General features: G+C 70.4%; 15 protein-coding genes. 12 read left to right on the top strand and 3 right to left on the bottom strand.

Annotated features, from left to right (window positions below; genetic code table 11):
- Positions 1 to 9 precede the first annotated feature (9 nt).
- Complete coding sequence (locus NDR87_RS33240) at positions 10 to 1,035, bottom strand: sugar kinase (RefSeq protein ID WP_251917853.1); 1,026 nt, start codon at positions 1,033 to 1,035, stop codon at positions 10 to 12.
- Positions 1,036 to 1,236: 201 nt separating this feature from the next.
- On the opposite strand from NDR87_RS33240, the gene NDR87_RS33245 reads away from it, so the two are divergent.
- Genes NDR87_RS33245 through NDR87_RS33260 form a run of 4 tightly spaced genes read left to right on the top strand, consistent with a single transcriptional unit; the run spans position 1,237 to position 6,147 of the window.
- On the top strand, positions 1,237 to 2,454 hold the full coding sequence (locus NDR87_RS33245) for an alanine racemase (protein WP_286014341.1): 1,218 nt from the start codon (positions 1,237 to 1,239) through the stop codon (positions 2,452 to 2,454).
- A gap of 14 nt (positions 2,455 to 2,468) precedes the next feature.
- Entirely contained in the window at positions 2,469 to 4,079 is a 1,611-nt protein-coding gene (locus NDR87_RS33250) for an amidohydrolase family protein (protein WP_251917850.1), read from the top strand.
- Positions 4,076 to 4,696, top strand: a complete 621-nt coding sequence (locus NDR87_RS33255; protein ID WP_251917848.1) for a bifunctional 4-hydroxy-2-oxoglutarate aldolase/2-dehydro-3-deoxy-phosphogluconate aldolase — start codon at positions 4,076 to 4,078, stop codon at positions 4,694 to 4,696. Before NDR87_RS33250 ends, NDR87_RS33255 begins: the two co-directional genes overlap by 4 nt.
- An 8-nt stretch (positions 4,697 to 4,704) precedes the next feature.
- Complete coding sequence (locus NDR87_RS33260) at positions 4,705 to 6,147, top strand: GntP family permease (RefSeq protein ID WP_251917847.1); 1,443 nt, start codon at positions 4,705 to 4,707, stop codon at positions 6,145 to 6,147.
- Here the strand turns inward: NDR87_RS33260 and NDR87_RS33265 are convergent.
- Both NDR87_RS33265 and NDR87_RS33270 read right to left on the bottom strand, forming a co-directional pair.
- Entirely contained in the window at positions 6,140 to 6,916 is a 777-nt protein-coding gene (locus NDR87_RS33265; protein WP_251917846.1) for an isocitrate lyase/phosphoenolpyruvate mutase family protein, read from the bottom strand. The genes NDR87_RS33260 and NDR87_RS33265 overlap by 8 nt on opposite strands.
- Complete coding sequence (locus NDR87_RS33270) at positions 6,913 to 7,578, bottom strand: hypothetical protein (RefSeq protein WP_251917845.1); 666 nt, start codon at positions 7,576 to 7,578, stop codon at positions 6,913 to 6,915. The genes NDR87_RS33265 and NDR87_RS33270 overlap by 4 nt, the downstream gene beginning before the upstream one ends.
- A gap of 126 nt (positions 7,579 to 7,704) precedes the next feature.
- Here NDR87_RS33270 and argC point away from each other — a divergent pair, with 126 nt between their 5' ends.
- The 8 genes from argC to NDR87_RS33310 all read left to right on the top strand — a co-directional run bounded on the left by argC (position 7,705) and on the right by NDR87_RS33310 (position 15,308).
- Positions 7,705 to 8,763: an N-acetyl-gamma-glutamyl-phosphate reductase gene (gene argC, locus NDR87_RS33275; RefSeq protein ID WP_251917844.1), complete on the top strand. Its 1,059-nt coding sequence runs from the start codon at positions 7,705 to 7,707 to the stop codon at positions 8,761 to 8,763.
- Entirely contained in the window at positions 8,760 to 9,977 is a 1,218-nt protein-coding gene (argJ, locus tag NDR87_RS33280; protein ID WP_251917843.1) for a bifunctional glutamate N-acetyltransferase/amino-acid acetyltransferase ArgJ, read from the top strand. Before argC ends, argJ begins: the two co-directional genes overlap by 4 nt.
- A complete protein-coding gene (gene argB, locus NDR87_RS33285; protein WP_251917842.1) occupies positions 9,974 to 10,864 on the top strand; it encodes an acetylglutamate kinase in 891 nt (296 codons plus the stop codon). The genes argJ and argB overlap by 4 nt, the downstream gene beginning before the upstream one ends.
- Positions 10,861 to 12,051 (top strand): acetylornithine transaminase, encoded by a 1,191-nt coding sequence (locus tag NDR87_RS33290; RefSeq protein WP_251917841.1) that lies wholly within the window; start codon positions 10,861 to 10,863, stop codon positions 12,049 to 12,051. The genes argB and NDR87_RS33290 overlap by 4 nt, the downstream gene beginning before the upstream one ends.
- Positions 12,048 to 12,986 (top strand): ornithine carbamoyltransferase, encoded by a 939-nt coding sequence (argF, locus tag NDR87_RS33295; RefSeq protein ID WP_251917840.1) that lies wholly within the window; start codon positions 12,048 to 12,050, stop codon positions 12,984 to 12,986. Before NDR87_RS33290 ends, argF begins: the two co-directional genes overlap by 4 nt.
- Complete coding sequence (locus NDR87_RS33300) at positions 12,983 to 13,501, top strand: arginine repressor (protein ID WP_308212181.1); 519 nt, start codon at positions 12,983 to 12,985, stop codon at positions 13,499 to 13,501. Before argF ends, NDR87_RS33300 begins: the two co-directional genes overlap by 4 nt.
- Before the next feature lie 102 nt (positions 13,502 to 13,603).
- On the top strand, positions 13,604 to 14,818 hold the full coding sequence (locus NDR87_RS33305) for an alpha-hydroxy acid oxidase (protein ID WP_251917924.1): 1,215 nt from the start codon (positions 13,604 to 13,606) through the stop codon (positions 14,816 to 14,818).
- Between the two features lie 10 nt (positions 14,819 to 14,828).
- Positions 14,829 to 15,308 (top strand): GNAT family N-acetyltransferase, encoded by a 480-nt coding sequence (locus NDR87_RS33310; protein WP_251917839.1) that lies wholly within the window; start codon positions 14,829 to 14,831, stop codon positions 15,306 to 15,308.
- Positions 15,309 to 15,310: the final 2 nt, after the last annotated feature.

Here is a 15,310-nt window from a genome sequence, read left to right on the forward strand (position 1 = left end):
CTGTTCCCTTCACGACGCGGCGACCGCGCCGTAGTGTATCCGCGCCCATGCCGAAGCCGTTGCGGCGGCATGGGATTCGAGCCGGTCCAGCGGCGGCAGGTCGGCGACGTCGCCGGTGCCGGTGAGCGCGGCGGCCGCGCACAGGTGGCCGAAGCGCAGCAGTTGTTCGTGCGGGCGGCCGTGCAGCAGCGCGGCCAGATAGCCACCGGCGAACGCGTCGCCCGCGCCGATCGCCTCGGTGACCTCCAGTCGCAGCGCCGGAACCTCCACCCGGGCGTCGCCGAGGAAGCCGGTGACCGAATGGCCGCTGTTCTTGACCACCAGATGCCGTGGCTGCGGGAACATCTCGCGCAGCCGGGCCGGATCGCCGGTGCCGAACACCTCCTCGGCCTCGTCGGCGCCGACGAACACCACATCGGCGCGGCGCACATGGGCGGCCAGGATGTCGGCCGCCGACTCGGTGCGCCGAATCCACAGCGCCGGACGGTAATTCAGGTCGAAGCCGATGATCCGGCCGCGCCGGGGCAGCGTCAGCAGCGCCTCGGTGAGCTCGGTGGCCGAGGGCGACAGGGCGGTCGTGATGCCGGTGAAATGGATCAGCTCGCAGCGATCCAGCAGACCCGACGCCGCGGTCAGATCGGCGGGGGACAGCGCGCTGGCCGCCGATCCGGCGCGGTAGTACAGCATGCGGCTCGCCCCCGCCGCCAGATCGGTGGGTCGTCCGGAGCCGCCGCCGCGTTCCTTGACATACAGCCCGGTCGGCCGGACCGGATCGGTGCGGACCGCGCGCGTGTCCACGCCGCGCTCGTCCAGATGTCGCACCAGATAGCGGCCGAAGCCGTCGTCGCCGACGCGTGAGATCCAGGCGGTGTCGATGCCGAGCTGGGTGAGCACGGTCGCCACATTGGCCTCCGCGCCGCCCGCGGTGCGCTCGAAGGCCGCGGAGTCCTCGAGCGGGCCCGGATGCGCCACCAGGACGGCCAGCCCCTCGCCGACGGTCACCGCACGCGGATGGGTCGGCGTAGGACGGGTCACACGAATCTCCTTGGAATGCTTGCGGGTACCGGTGGTCCTGTGCAGAATAACCACCGTAAACACGTTATGCAATAAGAGTTGCGAAATACGCAATAGCCGAAATGTATGGCGGCAGTGCGCGAGAGGAGTGCCGTGACCATCGAAAGTGGCAGCGCCCAGCCGGGTTGTATTGATACCGGCGCGGTGGCGGCGCTCGGCGATATGGTCATCGGGCCCGAACACAAGGCGCTGCCGCCCGCCGCGTGGGGGCGCACCGTGCGGGAGTTCGTTTCCGGCGCACCGCATCTGGACGAGCTGCAGACGCCGGTGTTCACGTTGGACCGCGCCGCGCTGGATACCAATATCGCCGTCATGGCCGACTGGGCGGCGACGGCGGGGGTGCGGCTGGCTCCGCATGGCAAGACCACGATGGCGCCGCGGCTGTGGGCCGAGCAGCTCGCCGCGGGCGCGTGGGCGATCACCGTGGCCACCGGCTGGCAGGCGCAGGTGGCGCGGTCGTTCGGGGTGAACCGGATCGTGCTGGCCAACGCGTTTCTCGATCCGATCGGATTGCGTTGGGCCGCAAGTGAATCGGCGCTCGATCCGGACTTCGAACTGATCAGCTGGGTCGACGGTGTCGATGCGGTCGCGCTGATGGAGCGCGCGCTGGCCGACGCGCCGGACGGGGTGCGGCTGCCGGTGCTGGTCGAACTCGGTGGGCCGCACGGGCGTACGGGGGCCCGGAGCGTCGAGGAGGCGCTGGCGGTGGCCGCGGCGGTACGGAGCTCGACGCGGTTGGAGCTGACCGGGGTCGGCGGTTACGAGGGGGTGTTCGCGCACGACCGGGCCGTGGAATCGCTGAGCGCCGTGGACGATTATCTGGAGAATCTGGCGCGGCTGCATCGCGCGCTGGCCGGGAGCTATGCGCGCCGGGCCATCGTCTCCGCGGGTGGCAGCGCGTTCCCGGATCTGGCGGTCGAACACCTCGCGCCGCTGGCGGACGAGCACGGGGTACATGGGGTGCCGACCTCGGTCGTGCTGCGGTCGGGGGCCTACGTCATTCACGACGACGGCTACTACGCCGGGATCTCACCGTTGTCCGAGGGCCGGGGGCTGCGCTCGGCCATGCACGCCTGGGCGCGGGTGCTGTCGCGGCCCGAGCCCGGCCTGGCGCTGCTGGACGCGGGTAAGCGGGATATGCCCTTCGATGAGGGACTGCCGGTGCCGCAACGGCTTTCGGATGCGCACGTCTCGGCGCTGGCCGATCAGCACGCCTTCCTGCGACTGTCCGGCGACAGCGCGCTCGCGGTCGGCGATGTGGTGCGGCTGGGACTGTCGCATCCGTGTACGGCCATGGACAAGTGGCGGCTCATTCCCGTCGTCGACGATGCGGACGCCGAGCGGCCCCGGGTCGTCGATCTGGTGCACACCTTCTTCTGAGCGTACGGAATACCATGAGTTACTTGCTGTTCCGGAACGTCGACATCGTCGACGGCACCGGGGATCCGCGCTACCGCGGCGATGTCGCGGTGCGCGACGGGCGCATCGCCGAGATCGCCACACCCGGCACGCTCGCCGCGCCCGATCGCGTCGTCGACGGTGAAAATCTGGTGCTGGCACCGGGTTTCATCGATATGCACGCGCATTCGGATCTGCATCTGCTCACCGAGCCGGAGCATCTGCCGAAGATCAGCCAGGGCGTCACCACCGAGGTGATCGGGCAGGACGGGCTGTCCTACGCGCCCGTCGACGACGCCACGCTGGCCGTGCTGCGCCGCCAGATCGCCGGGTGGAACGGCAATCCCGTCGAGCTGGACTTCACCTGGCGCACCGTCGGCGAGTACCTGGATCGGCTCGACAAGGGCATCGCGCCCAACGCCGCCTATCTGGTCCCCCAGGGCACGCTGCGGCTGCTGGTCGTCGGTTCCGAGCGGCGCCCGGCGACCGCGGCCGAGATCGACCGCATGTGCGAGCTGTTGGCGGCGGGTCTGGCCGAGGGCGCGGTCGGCATGTCGAGCGGGCTGACCTATCCGCCCGGAATGTATGCCGACACCGCCGAACTGGCGGCGCTGTGCGAGGTGGTCGCCGAGGCGGGCGGGTTCTACGCGCCGCACACCCGCTCCTACGGCGCGGGCGCGCTCGAGGCCTATGCGGAGATGATCGAGCTGTCGCGTCGGACCGGTTGCGCGCTGCATCTGACCCACGCCACCATGAATTTCGGCGTGAACCGCGGCCGCGCACCGGAACTGCTCGCGCTGATCGACGCCGCGCTGGCCGACGGCTGCGATATCAGCCTGGACACCTATCCGTATCTGCCCGGCGCGACGACGCTGTCGGCGCTGCTGCCGAGCTGGGCGATGTCGGGCGGACCGGACGCCGCGCTGGCACGGCTGGCCGATCCCGGTGAGCGCGCGCGAATCGCGTTGGACGTCAACGTGAACGGCTCGGACGGCTGCCACGGGGTGACCGTGGAGTGGGACACCATTCAGATCAGTGGTGTCGCGAACCGCGACCTGGACCGGCACGTCGGGCGCACGGTCGCCGAGATCGCCGCCGCGGACGGCCTGGCTCCCGAGGAGGTGTTCTTCGAACTGCTGCGGCGCGACGAACTGGCCACCACGATCCTGCAGCACGTCGGGCACGAGGAGAACGTGCGCGCCATCATGCGGCACCGCCGGCATATGGGCGGCAGCGACGCGTTGCTGGTCGGTGAGCGGCCGCATCCGCGGGCGTGGGGCACCTTCCCGCGCTATCTCGGCCATTACGTGCGCGAACTCGGGGTGCTCGGACTCGAGGAGTGCGTCCATCACCTGACCGGCCGCCCCGCGCGGCGGCTGCGGCTGCGCGGGCGGGGGCTGGTACTGCCGGGGTACGCGGCGGATCTGGTGCTGTTCGATCCGGCCACCGTCGCCGACACCGCGACCTTCGAGCACCCGAAACAGCAGGCGCGCGGCATCGTGCACGTGCTGGTCAACGGGGAATTCGCGATCTTCGACGGCAGACCGACGGGTCGACTGGCCGGGCGGGCGCTGCGGATGGACCCGGAACGGAAGGAGACCCGGTGACCACCGCCCTGGAGGTGATCCGCGCCGACCGCGTGCTGACCGTGGTGCGCGCCCCGCGCATTCCGGACCCGCACGCCCTGGCCGACGCGCTGGCGGGAGCCGGAATCCGGGCCGTGGAGCTGACATTCACCACCCCGGACGTACTCGACGCGCTGCGCGAGGCGAGCGCGTGCGAGCGGGCGGTGATCGGCGCCGGAACGGTGCTGACCGGTGCGCAGGCCGCCGCGGCCATCGACAGCGGCGCCCGGTTCCTGGTCACCCCCGGTCTTCGGGAGGAGGTCGCGCGGGTGGCCGCGCGGCACGACATTCCGGTCGTCATGGGCGCGTTCACGCCGAGCGAGGTGCTGACCGCTCTGGATCTCGGCGCGGCGGCGGTGAAGATCTTCCCCGCCCGCGCCCTCGGACCCGGATATCTGCGGGACCTGCGCGGCCCGTTCCCGGATGTCGCGCTCATCCCCTCCGGCGGGGTCAACGCCGGAAATGCCGCGGAATTTCTCGCCAATGGCGCGGCCGCCGTCACGGCCGGTACCGATGTCGTGGCACCTGCCGATGTCGTCGCGGGCCGTTGGTCCGAAATCGCCTCGCGCGCGGCGTCTTTCGTTCGATCCATGGATTGAGGTACATCATGGGGTCCGCCGTCGACTGGTTGCGTACCACTACGCCGGGACTGCTGGTGCTGTGCGGGCTGGCCATCGCCGTACTGCTCGTGGCCATCATCCGGTTCAAGCTCGAGCCGTTCATCGCGTTGCTGCTCACCGGGCTGGCGTTGGCGCTGGCGGCCGGGCTACCGGTGGAGAAGATCGTCGGTACCGTGCTGAAACCCGGTGATTCACTGCTGGAGACCGGATTCGGCGGGATTCTGGGGCATATCGCGGTCATCATCGGGCTCGGCACCGTGCTGGGGGCGATTCTCGAAAGGTCCGGGGGCGCGGACGTGCTCACCGAGCGGCTGTTGAAGTTGTTCGGGCCCAAGGGGGCTCCGCTGGCCATGGGACTGCTGGGGTTGATCTTCGGAATTCCGGTGTTCTTCGATATCGGGATCTTCGTGCTGGCCCCGCTGATCTATGTGGCGGCCAAGCGGGGCGGACGTTCGCTGGTGCTGTATGTCATGCCGATGGTGGCCGGGCTGTCCATGACGCACGCGTTCCTGCCGCCGCATCCGGGACCGGTCGCGCTGGGCGGGCTGCTGGGGGTGAGCCTGGGGTGGCTGATTCTGATGGGATTGGTCTGCGGGCTGCCCGGATTCGTGGCCGCGGGCATCGTGTGGGGCAGCTTCATCGGCAGGCGAATTCATGTGGAGGTGCCCGACGAGTTCCTGGTGCGGCCCGAACCCGCGCAGCGCGGCGACGGACCCGGCACACCCGCGGAACCGGTGGTGACACTGGAGAAGTCGCGGCCGTCGGCGACGCTGATCGGGGTGATCATCGCGATCCCGCTGGTGCTGATCCTGGGCGCGACCTTCGGAAGTCAACTGCTGGCCAAGGGCTCTCGCCCGCTGCAGGTGCTGACCTTCCTGGGCACGCCCGCGGTGGCGCTGCTGATCGCCGTGCTGGTGGCGTTCTATGTGCTGGGCCTGCGCCGGGGTTCGACGGTGCAGGAGCTGAGCGTCCTCACCGCCGAATCCCTGCGCCCGGTGGGCATGCTGCTGCTGGTGGTCGGCGCGGGCGCGTTCTTCGGCAAGGTCATCTCCGCCACCGGCATCGGGAACGCCTTGGCGCAGACCATGTCCGACGCCGGTCTGCCGGTGATCGTGCTGGCCTATCTGATCAGCTGCGGCCTGCGCATCGCCCAGGGCTCGGCCACCGTCGCCATCGTCACCACCGGCGGCATCGTCTCCCCGCTGCTGGCCGGGAACGACTACTCCCAGCTCTCCCTGGCCCTGGTGGCCATGGCCATCGCCGCGGGTTCCATCATCCTCAGCCACGTCAACGACGGCGGCTTCTGGATCATCGCGAAGTTCTTCAACCTCACGGTGAAACAGACCCTGCAGACCTGGACGGTGCTCGAGACCATCCTGTCGGTGGTCAGCTTCGCGGTCGCGGCGGTGCTGTTCGCGCTCGTCACCTAGTGACGAGCGACTGAATATCTGTGTAGCTGGGCAGATTCGGCGGTAGTGGCCGCCCGTCGCGGATGGTGCGGGCGGCCTCGACCGTGGCGGCGACGGCCGCGCGGAACAGCAGCCCGCCGGTGCTGATGCGGCGCACGCCGAGGGTCGCGAGGTCGGGGACCGTGGGACCGTCGGGGAGGACCAGGACGTTGAGGGGGCGGGTGAGCGCGGCGGCGAGGGTGCGGATTTCGTCGCGGTCGCGGAGGCCGGGGATGAAAATGCCGTCGGCGCCGGCGTTTTCGTATTGCCGGGCGCGGGTGAGCGTGGTGTCGCGGTCGATGCCGAGCCAGTGGGTGTCGGTGCGGGCGTTGACGAACAGGGTGGGGGCGTGGGTCTTGATGGCGGCGATGAGGTCGGCCTGGTGGGCGGGATCGGCGAGGGCCGGGCCGGAGCGGCCGTCTTCGAGGTTGATTCCGGCCACGCCCATGGCGGACAGGGTGACGGCCAGGTCGACGATGTCGGCGGGGTCGTCGCTGAAGCCCGCCTCGATGTCGACCGTGATGGGCACGGGCAGGCGCACGAGGCGGCGGGCCAGCTGGAGGGTGTCCTCGCGGGCCAGGCCGGCCGCGTCGGGGAGGCCCGCGGCGGCCGAGACGCCCAGGCTGGTGGTCGCCACGGCGGGGAAGCCCGCGGCGGCCAGGGCGGCGGCGGAGGTGAAGTCCCAGGCATTGGGCAGAACCAGGGGACGGTCGCCGTGGTGCAGGTCGCGGAACAGTTCGCACGGGGTCATCGGGTTGCCTCCAGGACTCCGGCGGCCAGGGCCAGGGCGTGCGAGCGGCCGGGGCATTCGTGCGGGCCCGCACCGAAAGGCATTGTGGTGAGGTCGATTTCGGTGACGATACCGTCGACGAGTCGACGGGTGCGGCGTACCGGTGGGTCGGTGCGCAGGACTTCGGTGAGGGCGTCGGGAGCGTCGGCCACCCGGGCGCGCTCGATCAGGGCGGCGGTGGCGGCGCAGGCCTGGATGAGGATGCTCACCCGTGCGGCCGTCATCTCGTCGGCGGCCGGGCCGCACGCCCGGACGAGGTCGGCCACCGCGCGGTCCACGGCGGGCGTCACCGGCGCGGGCGGCAGATAACCGCTCGCGGCGATCGCGACGGTCTGCGCGGAAACAGCGGGCAGACCCATCGCCTCGGCGAGCGCCTGGACCTGCGGATGGGGCTCGCAGGCCAGCTCCCGGGCGCGCTCGCGCAGCCGGTCGAGCGAAAGCCGCCGCAGTTCGGCCAGGATCAGCGCACGCCGCCGCCGATGATCGGGCCCGTCGCAGAAGCGCGCGACGGTGGCCCGCAGCCAGGCCATGCCGAGTTCGGCCGGCGGCACGGGCGGTATCGGGGAGGTGACCAGGGCGTTCCGGGCGCGCTCGGGGTCGCTGACGGTGGTGAGCTCGGGCATGGTCGAACCATAGAAGCGGAATACTTCGGTGGTGGCCGAAGTGTTCAGCGCCGGGTCGGGTGCGCGTCATCCACCCGTCGTCCACCCAACCGTGTATGAGCTTGCACGATCGTGCATAATCATCACATGGTGGAAACCTCGAGTGGGCCCGCATTGCGGGTCGCGGTGGCCGGCGCGAGCGGATACGCGGGCGGTGAGGTGCTGCGCCTGCTGCTGCAGCATCCGGCGCACCGATCCGGGCGCCTCGAGATCGGGGCGCTGACCGCCGGATCCAATGCTGGTACCCCGCTCGGACAGTCGCAACCGCATCTGCTGCCGCTAGCGGATCGGATGCTGGTCGAGACGACCCCGCGGACCCTCGCGGGCCACGATGTGGTCTTCCTCGGGCTGCCGCACGGGCAGTCGGCGGATCTCGCGCGAGCGCTGCCCGACTCGACGGTGATCATCGACTGCGGCGCGGACTTTCGGCTCACCGACGCGACCGCCTGGGAGAAGTACTACCAGAGCCCGCACGCGGGCACCTGGCCCTACGGCCTACCGGAACTGCCCGGGGCGCGCGAGCGGCTGCGCGGGGCGACCCGGATCGCGGTGCCGGGCTGCTACCCCACGGTCGCGAGCCTGGCGCTGGCACCCGCGGTGGCCGCCGGAATCGTGGAGCCGCGCGTGCACGTCGTCGCGGTGAGCGGAACCTCGGGCGCGGGCCGCAAACTCGATGTGGGCCTGCTCGGTTCGGAGGTGATGGGTTCGGCGCGTGCCTACAACATCGCGGGCGCGCACCGACACACCCCCGAGATCGTCCAGAACCTCACGGCCGTGGGCGATTGCGAGGTGAATGTCTCCTTCACCCCGGTGCTCGCGCCGATGCCGCGCGGCATCCTCGCCACCTGCACCGCGCCGATTCGGGTGGACGCCGCCCAGGCCCGCGCGGTATACGAAAAGGCCTATGCCGACGAGCCTTTCGTGCACCTGCTGCCCGAAGGCGTCCTGCCGCAGACCGGTTCGGTGCTCGGCTCCAACGCCGTCACCCTGCAGGTGGCGGTGGACGCCGACGCGGGACTGCTGGTGGTGATCGGCGCGATCGACAATCTGACCAAGGGCACCGCGGGCGCCGCGGTGCAGTCCATGAATCTGGCGCTCGGTTTCGACGAGACCGCCGGACTTTCCACCGTAGGAGTGGCACCGTGACATCCTCCGACCCCACCGGCGGAAAACTGGTCCGTAATCAGGGCGTGACCGCACCGCTGGGCTTCCGTGCGGCCGGTATCGCCGCGGGCATCAAGGCCAGCGGAAGGCCCGATCTGGCCCTGGTTTTCAGTGAGGGGCCGGAGTATTCGGCCGCCGGTGTGTTCACCCGCAACCAGGTCAAGGCCGCGCCGGTGCTGTGGTCGCAGCAGGTGCTGAAGGGCGGCCGGGTGCGCGCGGTCATCCTCAATTCCGGTGGCGCCAACGCCTGTACGGGGCCGGGTGGATTCCAGGACACTCACACCACCGCCGAGGAATTGGCGAAGGCGTTGAGCAACTGGGGAACCGAGACCGGCGCGGGCGAGATCGCGGTCTGCTCCACGGGTTTGATCGGCGATCGGCTGCCGATGGACAAGCTGCTGCCCGCGGTCACCGAGATCGTGCACGAGATGGGCGGCGGCCTGTCCGGCGGCACCGACGCCGCGCACGCCATCATGACCACCGACACCGTGCCCAAGGAGGCCGCGTTCCACCACCGCGACAAGTGGAACGTCGGTGGCATGGCCAAGGGCGCGGGCATGCTGGCCCCGTCGCTGGCGACCATGCTGGTGGTGCTCACCACCGATGCCGTGGCCACGCCGGAACAGCTGGATCGGGCGCTGCGCAATGCCACCCGGCGCACCTTCGACCGGCTCGACGTGGACGGTTCCTGCTCCACCAACGACACGGTGCTGCTGCTGGCCAACGGCGCCAGCGAGGTGGTGCCCACCCAGGAGGAGCTGGACGCGGCCGTGCTCGCGGTATGCGACGATCTGGCCGCCCAGCTGATGGCCGACGCCGAGGGCGTCACCAAGCGGGTGCTGGTCACCGTCACCGGCGCGGTCGACGAGGATCAGGCGCTGGTGGGAGCCCGTGCGGTGGCGCGTGATTCGCTGGTCAAGACGGCGTTCTTCGGTTCGGATCCGAACTGGGGACGGGTGCTGGCGGCCATCGGCATCGCGCCGATCACCCTGGATCCGGATCGGATCTCGGTGTCGTTCAACGGCAGTCCGGTGTGCGTGAACGGCATGGGCGCGCCCGGGGCGCGGGAGGTCGACCTGTCCGGGGCCGATATCCACGTCGTGATCGATCTGGGCCTGGGCGAGGGGAGTGCGACCATTCGCACCACCGACCTGTCGCACGGCTACGTCGAAGAGAATTCGGCCTACAGCTCATGAACCTGACCGCCCTGGACAAGGCCCACGTGCTGGCCGACGCGCTGCCGTGGCTGCAGAAGTTCCGCGACAAGGTCGTGGTCGTCAAATACGGCGGCAACGCCATGGTCGACGAGCAGCTCAAGCGCGCCTTCGCCGCCGATATGGCGTTCCTGCGCACCGTCGGCGTGCATCCGGTGGTCGTGCACGGCGGCGGGCCGCAGATCACCTCGATGCTGACCCGGCTCGGCTTGCAGGGAGAATTCCGCGGCGGCTTCCGCGTCACCACGCCCGAGGTGATGGAGGTCGTGCGGATGGTGCTGTTCGGCCAGGTCGGCCGGGAACTGGTGGGCCTGATCAATGCGCACGGCCCGTACGCGGTCGGCATCTCCGGTGAGGACGCGCATCTGTTCACCGCCACTCGCCGCAATGTCATCGTGGACGGCGAGGCGATCGATATCGGCCTGGTCGGCGACGTCACCACCGTGAATCCCGAAGCGGTGCACGACCTCATCGCCGCCGGGCGCATCCCGGTCGTCTCGACCATCGCGCCCGACGCCGAGGGCGTGGTGCACAACATCAACGCCGACACCGCCGCCGCGGCGCTGGCCGAGGGCATCGGCGCGGAGAAGCTGGTGGTGCTCACCGATGTCGAGGGCCTCTACACCGACTGGCCCGACCGTTCGTCGCTGACCACCCGCATCGATACCGACGAGCTGGCGAAGCTGCTGCCGCGTCTGGACGCGGGCATGGTGCCGAAGATGGAGGCCTGTATGCGGGCGGTGGAGGGCGGCGTGCCCACCGCCCACGTCATCGACGGGCGAGTGCCGCACGCGGTGCTGCTGGAAATGTTCACCGGGGAGGGCATCGGAACGATGGTCACCCCACCGGAATCAGGAAGTGCCTCATGAGTACCGAACAACTGCGGCAGCGGTGGTCGGCCGCGCTGATGAACAACTACGGCACCCCGAAGGTGGCGCTGGTGCGCGGCGAGGGCGCGGTGGTCTTCGACGCCGACGGCAAGCGCTACCTCGACTTCCTCGGCGGCATCGCCGTCAACATCCTGGGCCACGCCCATCCGGCGATCATCGAGGCGGTCACCCAGCAGCTGGGCACCCTCGGGCACACCTCGAATCTGTATGCCAACGAACGGACCATCGAGCTCGCCGAACGCCTGCTGGCCCAGTTCGGCGACGGGCACGGGCGGGCGTTCTTCTGTAATTCGGGCACCGAGGCCAACGAGGCGGCGTTCAAGATCTCGCGGCTGACCGGGCGTACCAAATTGGTCGCGTGCGAGGAGGCGTTCCACGGCCGAACGATGGGCTCGCTCGCGCTGACCGGGCAGCCGTCGAAGCGGGAGCCGTTCGACCCCATGCCGCCGGGTGTGGTGCACGTGCCCTACGGCGACGCCGACGCACTCGCCGCGGCGGTCGACGACGAGACGGCCGCGGTATTCCTCGAGCCGATCATGGGCGAGAGCGGGGTGGTCGTGCCGCCCGCGGACTATCTGGCCCGGGCCCGGGAGATCACCGCCGAACACGGCGCGCTGCTGATCCTCGACGAGGTGCAGACCGGCATCGGCCGCACCGGCCACTTCTACGCCCATCAGGCCGCCGGGATCGTGCCCGATGTCATCACGCTGGCCAAGGGCCTGGGCGGCGGGCTGCCGATCGGCGCGGTGCTGGCCCAGGGCCGGGCCGCCGAGCTGCTCACCCCGGGCCTGCACGGCACCACCTTCGGCGGCAATCCGGTGTGCGCGGCCGCGGCGCTCGCGGTGCTACGGACCATCGACGAGACCGAACTGCTGGCGCATGTGCAGGCTCTCGGCAAGACGCTGGTCGACGGCATCGCCGAACTCGGCCACCCCCTCGTCGACCAGGTGCGCGGCGCGGGCCTGCTCATCGGAATCCAACTGACGCAAGAGGTTTCGACGCGCGTGGAGGAGGCCGCCCGGGAGGCCGGATACCTGGTGAATCCGGCCAAGCCGAATGTGATCCGGCTGGCCCCGCCGCTGATCCTCACCGAGGAGCAGGCGCACGGCTTCGTGACCGACCTACCGGGCATCCTGGATGCCGCCCTGGCGAAGGGAGACCAGTGACCATTCGGCACTTTCTGCGAGACGACGATCTGTCCCCGGCCGAGCAGCTCGAAGTCCTCACGCTCGCTGCGGAATTGAAGGCCGCGCCGTTTTCGCACCGGCCGCTGGAGGGGCCGCGCGGGGTCGGGGTGATCTTCGAGAAGAACTCCACTCGCACCCGCTTCTCCTTCGAGATGGGTATCGCCCAGCTCGGCGGGCACGCGGTCGTGGTGGACGGGCGCGACACCCAGCTCGGGCGCGAGGAGACCCTCGCCGACACCGGGCGGGTGCTGTCGCGATATGTCGACGCGGTGGTGTGGCGCACCTTCGAGCAGTACCGGCTCGACGAGATGGCCACGGCCGCAACGGTTCCGTTGGTCAACGCGCTGTCCAACGAATTCCACCCATGCCAAGTGCTGGCGGATCTGCTGACGCTGCGCGAGCGCAAGGGCGAGCTGCGCGGGCGCAGCCTGACCTACCTCGGCGACGGCGCCAACAATATGGCGCATTCGCTGCTGCTGGGCGGGGTGACGGCCGGACTGAACGTGACCATCGCCGCGCCTTCGGGTTTCGAGCCCTACGAGTGGGTGGTGGAGGCCGCGCGCAAGCGTGCGGCCGAGACCGGCGCGAGCGTGTGCGTGACCGACGATCCGATCGCCGCGGCCACCGGCGCCGACGCGCTGGTCACCGACGCGTGGACGTCCATGGGGCAGGAGAACGACGGCCGGGACCGGGTGAGCCCGTTCCGCCCGTACCAGGTGAACGAGCGGCTGCTGGCGCATGCCGCACCGGATGCCGTTGTGCTGCACTGCCTTCCGGCGCATCGCGGCGAGGAGATCACCGACGAGGTGATCGACGGGCCGCACAGTGTGGTGTGGGACGAGGCGGAGAACCGCCTGCACGCGCAGAAGGCGTTGCTGGTGTGGTTGTTGGCCAAACGGGCGGAGGCGGCGTGAGCGCTGCGGGTAGATCCGACCCAGCCAAGTCCGGCCCGGCCATCGCACGCACCCGAGCGGGCCGCCAGCAGCGCATCGTCGAGCTGCTGTCCGCCCATGCCGTGCGCAGCCAGACCGAGCTGGCCGCCCTGTTGGCCGCCGAGGGCATCGAGACCACCCAGGCGACGCTCTCGCGCGATCTGGACGAGCTGGGCGCGGTGAAGCTGCGCGCGGCCGACGGCGGCGCGGGCATCTATGTGGTGCCCGAGGACGGCAGTCCCGTGCGCGGGGTCACCGGCGGCACCGCCCGGTTGTCCAAACTCCTGGGCGATCTGCTGGTCTCGACCGACCACAGCGGCAATATCGCGGTGCTGCGTACCCCGCCCGGCGCCGCGCACTTCCTGGCCAGTGCGCTGGACCGCGCGGCTCTGCCGGAGATCGTCGGGACGATCGCGGGCGACGACACGATCGCGGTGATCGCCCGCGAACCGCTCACCGGGGCCGAATTGGCCGCCAAGATCGAGGAGTTGGCTTAGCCGCGGCACTTGGACCGTGACTACCATGCGGAGGAGCGCGGCAGCACGCCTGCCGCGGACGAGTCCCAGGAGGAGGCCGGTGCCGCCGTGGTGAATCGCCGTATGCCCAGACCTCGGGAGCTGGCTCCGCTGGTGCGATTCGAGCGGCCGTTCCCGGGCCTCGCGCGCAGACTCGCCCGGGCGCAGACGATCTGGGATCTGCGCGAGCTGGCGCGCAAGCGGACGCCGCGGGTGGCGTTCGACTACACCGATGGGGCCGCGGACGAGGAGATCACCTTGCGGCGGGCGCGCCAGGCCTTCGAGGATATCGAGTTCCGGCCCGCGATTCTGCGCAATGTGGCCGAGACCGACACCACGACAACGGTTCTGGGCAAGCCCGCCGCGCTGCCGTTCGGCATCGCGCCGACCGGGTTCACCCGCATGATGCGGACCGAGGGCGAGATCGCGGGAGCGCGGGCGGCCGAGCGGGCCGGAATTCCGTTCGCGCTGTCGACCATGGCGACGACGGCGATCGAAGATCTCGCCGCCGCAACGGGTCCGGGGGCGCGCAATTGGTTCCAGCTGTACATGTGGAAGGACCGCGAGCGCTCGCTGGCGCTGGTCGATCGCGCGGCGCGGGCGGGTTTCGACACGCTGCTGGTGACCGTGGATGTGCCGGTCGGCGGCGCCCGGCTGCGCGATGCCCGCAACGGTATGACGGTGCCGCCCTCGATCACCCTCGGCGGCGCGCTGGACGCCCTGCGCAAACCGCGCTGGTGGTGGGACTTCCTGACCACCGAACCGCTCGCCTTCGCCTCCCTGGACCGCTGGTCGGGCACCGTCGGACAGATGCTCGACGCCATGTTCGACCCGACCGTGGGCTTCGACGATCTGGTCTGGCTGCGCGAGCGCTGGCCGGGCCGGGTCGTGGTCAAGGGCGTGCAGACCGTCGCCGACGCCAAACGCCTGGCGGGCCTGGGCGTCGACGGCATCGTGCTGTCCAATCACGGTGGCCGCCAACTGGATCGAGCGCCGGTGCCGCTGCAACTGCTGCCCGCGGTGCGGGCCGAGGTGGGCGACGACCTGGAGATCCATCTCGACACCGGCATCATGCACGGCGGCGATATCGTCGCGGCCCTGGCCCTGGGCGCACGGTTCACCCTGATCGGGCGCGCGTACCTGTACGGGCTGATGGCCGGGGGCGAGCCCGGCGTGGACCGCGCCATCGAAATCCTGCGCTCCCAGCTGATCCGCACGATGAAGCTGCTGGGCGTGAGCGCGATCGAGGAGCTCGGGCCCGCGCACGTGCGCCTGCTCGACCGGGCGCGTTCGGGGTAGCGGGGAGGCGATGACGACCGGCTCGGATCACCACCATGCGGTGCGGCGGGCGACGCCCGGGGATGCCGCGCTCGTCGCGCGGCTGCTGGACGACTTCAATCGCGAATTCGACACGCCGACACCGGGTCCCGAGGCGCTCGCGGCGAATCTGCGACGGCTGCTCGCCGTTGACGAGCTGTGCGTGTTGATCACCGGGGAACCGGCCGCCGGGATCGCGGTGGTGACCTTTCGGCCCGCGGTGTGGTACGAGGGTCCGGTCGCGCTGCTCGACGAGCTGTATGTGCGACCGCATCTGCGTAACAACGGATTCGGGCACGCGCTGCTGGAGGCGGCCTGCGCGCTGGCGCGCTCGCGCGGAGCGGAATCGCTCGAGGTCAATGTCGACGGCGTGGATTTCGATGCCCGGCGCTTCTACGAGGCGCACGGCTTCCGCAATATCGAACCCGGTGCGCCGGAACCGATGTACTACTACTACCGCGACCTCGGCTGAGA

This window comes from Nocardia sp. CDC159, assembly GCF_023740735.1.
Classification (GTDB): Bacteria; Actinomycetota; Actinomycetes; order Mycobacteriales; family Mycobacteriaceae; genus Nocardia; species Nocardia pulmonis.

Bases quoted from the DNA above. Each gene is read 5' to 3' on its own strand.
- NDR87_RS33260 (WP_251917847.1), top strand. From the start codon at position 4,705: ATGGGGTCCGCCGTCGACTGGTTGCGTACCACTACGCCGGGACTGCTG.
- NDR87_RS33265 (WP_251917846.1), bottom strand. From the start codon at position 6,916: ATGACCCCGTGCGAACTGTTCCGCGACCTGCACCACGGCGACCGTCCC.
- NDR87_RS33245 (WP_286014341.1), top strand. From the start codon at position 1,237: ATGGTCATCGGGCCCGAACACAAGGCGCTGCCGCCCGCCGCGTGGGGG.
- argC (WP_251917844.1), top strand. From the start codon at position 7,705: ATGGTGGAAACCTCGAGTGGGCCCGCATTGCGGGTCGCGGTGGCCGGC.
- NDR87_RS33250 (WP_251917850.1), top strand. From the start codon at position 2,469: ATGAGTTACTTGCTGTTCCGGAACGTCGACATCGTCGACGGCACCGGG.
- NDR87_RS33290 (WP_251917841.1), top strand. From the start codon at position 10,861: ATGAGTACCGAACAACTGCGGCAGCGGTGGTCGGCCGCGCTGATGAAC.
- NDR87_RS33305 (WP_251917924.1), top strand. From the start codon at position 13,604: ATGCCCAGACCTCGGGAGCTGGCTCCGCTGGTGCGATTCGAGCGGCCG.
- NDR87_RS33270 (WP_251917845.1), bottom strand. From the start codon at position 7,578: ATGCCCGAGCTCACCACCGTCAGCGACCCCGAGCGCGCCCGGAACGCC.
- argB (WP_251917842.1), top strand. From the start codon at position 9,974: ATGAACCTGACCGCCCTGGACAAGGCCCACGTGCTGGCCGACGCGCTG.
- NDR87_RS33310 (WP_251917839.1), top strand. From the start codon at position 14,829: ATGACGACCGGCTCGGATCACCACCATGCGGTGCGGCGGGCGACGCCC.